Source organism: Sulfurirhabdus autotrophica (genome assembly GCF_004346685.1).
Classification (GTDB): Bacteria; Pseudomonadota; Gammaproteobacteria; order Burkholderiales; family SMCO01; genus Sulfurirhabdus; species Sulfurirhabdus autotrophica.
Genome location: NZ_SMCO01000043.1, coordinates 1 through 3,690 on the forward strand (window position 1 = coordinate 1; position 3,690 = coordinate 3,690).

Sequence of the window (3,690 nt, forward strand, 5' to 3'; positions counted from 1 at the left end):
AGCTCCAGCGCCATCCTCCGCCACCTTCTTGCTGGCTGTTGTAGGCACGTGTGAGTTGAAGCGGGAATGGACCTGTTCCGATATAGTCGATTTCTAATTGGAACTTATTACCATTAGCATCATTGATTGGATTCGTGCCATTACAGCGGGGAGCTCCAATATTTTTATTCACATCAACCACATTGGGACACTGAGCAGGTGGCGTATTACTTAAAACACAAAGTGGCGTTACTCCACTATTAACGTCTGTTTCATCCCAATAGTGGCCTGGATTAAGATCATAGCCTGCCGGGCACAAATTTACCCTTTGGGCGAGGTTACTTCCAACAACCGTATAACCATCACCAAATGGCGTCCAATTGATACACTGATATGCAGTATTGGTTTGATATACAGGGATAACGTGATCAGTTCCAGAACAAAAATATCCAGGTTGGTTTGTGCATGGTTTTGGAGCTCCCCATTCCAACCTACATGCCTCAAGTGGGGTGCTGCCATAACCATAATTGTTAGCATTAGCAGCTTCCCATTTTTTGATTGGAGTAGTAACCCTAACGCATTGATCAGAAAAAGATGTCATCGAGGTCAAACCAAGAGAAACAAACAAGAGAGTCAAGAGCATCACTTTTGGTGACAGATTAATATCTGTAACCCTAGAGAAATAATGAATGACTTTCCCAACCAGAATTAACTCGCGACCGAACGCTGCACGAAAGAACCCCATCCCCCTCTCCCCAATGTCTGTAACTAAACAGCCGTATTTGTTATAAGTTGTTAAGACGTTTGGCATGGCAACCAATGCGAAACAAATTGGTTTCTGCCTATGACGTTATTGTTAATTAATTTTATGACATTATTGTTTGCAGGTGGGGAATTGTCAATCAGAGTTGGTGGTCGTATTTAGGGAAGCTATTCGACTTTAGGGAAGCTATTCGACAGTCTCTTGTTGGGCAACTTGCGGTCATTACCTGGCGAAAGGTGAACTTCCGCTTTTGAAACGTTTGATACCAAAGATATAACTCAGCTGAGCAACGTCGGACCGATGACTTAAAGTACAATCGACACAAAAACTGCTTCAGCAGTAACAGCTACTTTTATGGTGGCGATGCCGCACAATTATGTCGTCGGAGTGCTCCGCGATGGTCATTTGATGGCGGATGAGGCATCCCTTAAACGTTTTCTAACCTTACCAAAGGCCTCGGTTTCCCTGGGCATTCGGCTACAGGATACGTAAACTTGGCGCAGGGTAAGGCTTTACACGATGCAGAAGCAGGCCTGCGGCTCCCGTTGCTTTGCCTGCGAGAAAAAACAGAATTGAATCGGAAGCGCTCAGTATTCACCATAAATCACAATCTGGGCGGGCCTTTCTTGATGCTGGCGATGAGTAAAGAGAGTTCATTCGGCACAATAACGATTGAGTTCTGCGTGGGCTTACCCTGTATACAGAATCAATTAAGTCAATGAACGCAGCCATAGTTACAGCAACAGTTCACATGAACTGCAATTCAACTCGGAGTTGACTTGGATCAAACACTCCCGTACCCGTACTACATCGAAGAGTTACACTTTTGGCTGTTTCTTCAGCGACAATTCCCGCATTACCCAACCATGCCTGCATAACTCCATTTGAATCTCTCCAGCAGTTCCACACTCGAAGCTCTGAGCTTGAACCATTTTTTGGGTTGCACAAGAATTCTAAATCAGGTGGGGCCGTGTCAAGCCACACAACCACTTCTTTAAGGTCTTGGTTATTGATTCGGATAGTACCTTCGCTTAACTTGATCCGTAAACCTTGAATGGGTTGCTGCACTGCACTTAATACGTGCAAGGCAATCTTCTGTTCATGTTTAACTGGGCGTCGGTACATATTAACAACAGTAACTCCATCAACAACAACTGCTGCACCATTTTCTGCGATAAATCGCTCTGCAAGTGTAGGGTTCATCAATATCCTGGACGGCGAAAAGGGTCAACCGCAGCATGGTCTTGTGGCCACTTAGGCACAACATTCTGCCCACCATCACGTGCAGGAATCGGCTCGTGACTCAATTCCATTGACTCAATCCCTCCTTTATCGGCATTGTAGCGCTGCGGCGCTTTACCGGCACGGATTCGATCGAGATTTTCAGCTCCGTATTTTTCAGCTGCTCCCTCTGTCGCTCCCTCGTTCTTCCAGAAACGGCTTCGTACAGTTGACCAAGCTGGGTCTGTTCCCTTTTTAGTTGTAGCGTAGATATCATCACCAACACGCCATCCCTTCTTTGCAACGCACTGTTTAGCAATTTCAACTGTTTTAACGCCGACTTTTGCCAGCAATTCTAAGAATCCAACAATTAAACCACTTGGATCAGTAAAGCTTAGCGGATTTCCCCCCACATACCCATAAATGATTGACCCCGACACGCACTCGTCGTAATCGCAGCCAATTTCTCTAACCGCTATGCGGCTTTCAGCTCAACAACCGAAGACGCTTCCCCTCAATCTCAAACAATTTTTCCTAGAGGCACATTCTGCCATGCAATACGTTGGCATAGAAGCGTTTTTCTTAGCTGCCGATTCCGTCAAGGGAGAGAGTGTAGCGGCCCTTGACACCACGCATGAGATACACCTCCGGCGCGGTTTGCCGGAAGGAGTGGCTTTTTTTATTGAAGAAGAGAAAGAGGGATCATTCGGCGCAATAACGATTGTGCCCTAAGCGGGCTGTTTTTTGTGTCGCTTGCAGTTCCGCATTGCTCGCAACACGCTCGAAAGTTTGACCTCCCCCCTTTGCAACAAAGGGGCATTACAAAACGATGCCAAACCCCCTCACAACCTCAGGTAACAAGCCTGGTTTAGCGTCCGGCCTATAATTTCCACCGTGGCCAGTATAGTCGTGGCTATCGAATATCGCCCACAACACACCCCTGATGAAAAAACCGACCTTTTCCTCTTCTGTATCCCAGCGCACTAAGACATCAGCTTCAGTAAAGTCCGGCTCACCCGACAGGATATGAATAGAGTCGATGATCTTATGGCCCTGCCCACCTTCAGTCTTGTAGAGATAGAAATAGCCGGATTCGCCGTCATACTCAAAAACCCCGGCGAGGTCGCCGTCTGATCTAACCGCACTGTCAAAAATTTCATTAGTCGCCACGATTTCCTTCTCCTACGGGTGATTCTTCTTGTAGTTATCGCCAAGACGGTGATCCGTTCTACTCATCGGCTGTATACCACCTTCAGGCGTTCTATCCACGTGATGTAGCTCCATCGGATGCCCATCGGGACCAGTGGGCGCACGGCCATTATTCATCCTCACAAGATCTTCGGCGTTGTACTTCTGAGTGTTGTTCTTGGCTTCGGCCTTCCAGAAAGCCTCTCGTTCAGCCTTGAACGCTCCTCGATCGATCTTTGATGCCCCCTTTGCAACGCACTGCTCAACTGAACCAAGCCGACCAACGCTACCAACCAATCCCATTGCAACATCTATGTTAGCAGCTTGGTCGCCATTCATGGCTCTTTCTAGGGTATTGAAATTATTTTGACGCCACTGGAGGTATGATTCAGCAGCGTCGCTGAGCGTGCTTTTCCAATCTAACCCGAACGGATCAATATCCGAAAGCGGATTCCCCCCGACATAGGTATAAGTATTAACGCCCCCCGCCAACCCAATCGGATCACTGGTGGTATACCGCCCCGTCCCCGGATCATAGT

The 3,690-nt window shown here is 47.3% G+C and carries 7 protein-coding genes; 2 read left to right on the forward strand and 5 right to left on the reverse strand.

All coding sequences use genetic code 11. The features are described 5' to 3' along the window. The coding region (locus EDC63_RS18255; protein WP_223248265.1) for a DUF6531 domain-containing protein at positions 1-724 on the reverse strand (724 nt) is incomplete at its 3' end. 381 nt (positions 725-1,105) lie between these two features. Here EDC63_RS18255 and EDC63_RS19030 point away from each other — a divergent pair. Beyond that, a complete protein-coding gene (locus EDC63_RS19030) occupies positions 1,106-1,234 on the forward strand; it encodes a hypothetical protein (protein ID WP_262982420.1) in 129 nt (42 codons plus the stop codon). Between the two features lie 255 nt (positions 1,235-1,489). Here the strand turns inward: EDC63_RS19030 and EDC63_RS18260 are convergent, their stop codons facing one another. Together EDC63_RS18260 and EDC63_RS18265 are read right to left on the reverse strand one after the other, a co-directional pair. Continuing rightward, entirely contained in the window at positions 1,490-1,945 is a 456-nt protein-coding gene (locus EDC63_RS18260; RefSeq protein WP_124946282.1) for a hypothetical protein, read from the reverse strand. Then, complete coding sequence (locus EDC63_RS18265) at positions 1,945-2,403, reverse strand: RHS repeat-associated core domain-containing protein (RefSeq protein WP_124946284.1); 459 nt, start codon at positions 2,401-2,403, stop codon at positions 1,945-1,947. The genes EDC63_RS18260 and EDC63_RS18265 overlap by 1 nt, the downstream gene beginning before the upstream one ends. 37 nt (positions 2,404-2,440) lie before the next feature. Here EDC63_RS18265 and EDC63_RS18270 point away from each other — a divergent pair, with 37 nt between their 5' ends. Next, positions 2,441-2,695 carry a hypothetical protein gene (locus EDC63_RS18270; RefSeq protein ID WP_124946286.1) on the forward strand — a complete coding sequence of 85 codons (255 nt, stop codon included), beginning with the start codon at positions 2,441-2,443 and terminating at the stop codon, positions 2,693-2,695. A gap of 87 nt (positions 2,696-2,782) precedes the next feature. On the opposite strand, the gene EDC63_RS18275 is transcribed toward EDC63_RS18270, so the two are convergent. Both EDC63_RS18275 and EDC63_RS18280 read right to left on the reverse strand, forming a co-directional pair. After that, positions 2,783-3,133 carry a DUF2251 domain-containing protein gene (locus EDC63_RS18275; protein ID WP_223248266.1) on the reverse strand — a complete coding sequence of 117 codons (351 nt, stop codon included), beginning with the start codon at positions 3,131-3,133 and terminating at the stop codon, positions 2,783-2,785. Positions 3,134-3,145: 12 nt separating this feature from the next. Further along, the coding region (locus EDC63_RS18280; protein WP_317615928.1) for an RHS repeat-associated core domain-containing protein at positions 3,146-3,690 on the reverse strand (545 nt) is incomplete at its 5' end.

Coding starts and splice junctions, on each gene's coding strand:
- EDC63_RS19030 (WP_262982420.1), top strand. CDS start 1,106: ATGCCGCACAATTATGTCGTCGGAGTGCTCCGCGATGGTCATTTGATG.
- EDC63_RS18270 (WP_124946286.1), top strand. CDS start 2,441: ATGCGGCTTTCAGCTCAACAACCGAAGACGCTTCCCCTCAATCTCAAA.
- EDC63_RS18260 (WP_124946282.1), bottom strand. CDS start 1,945: ATGAACCCTACACTTGCAGAGCGATTTATCGCAGAAAATGGTGCAGCA.